This window comes from Paraburkholderia sp. SIMBA_027 (assembly GCF_046535315.1).
GTDB classification, from domain to species: Bacteria; Pseudomonadota; Gammaproteobacteria; order Burkholderiales; family Burkholderiaceae; genus Paraburkholderia; species Paraburkholderia tropica.
Window position 1 is genome coordinate 1 of sequence record NZ_JAWRWY010000732.1, and the last position, 266, is coordinate 266.

Sequence of the window (266 nt, forward strand, 5' to 3'; positions counted from 1 at the left end):
GAAGTAGCCGTACTGATCTGACAGATGGCTATAGAATTTCGATCCTGGCACGCTGCCGTAATGCAAGTTGATGTCACCGCGCTTTGCAGCACGATCGCTCGCACGGAAGAATTGGCCATCGGACGATGACGTTGTGCCATTACCCCAAAGGCGGGAATGCGGATGCTGGGTGTGGGACTCGGTGATGCACGCTTGCGCCGCGCGGTAAGTCTCCGATCGAGCATGGAATGCGCGCATCCAACCAATCTGATGAGCGCTGATCCCCT

The 266-nt window shown here is 56.8% G+C and carries 1 protein-coding gene; it reads right to left on the reverse strand.

The window, feature by feature from the left end:
* Window positions 1–266: Tn3 family transposase (locus SB764_RS40980; protein ID WP_410866894.1), on the reverse strand; the 266-nt coding region annotated here is incomplete at both ends.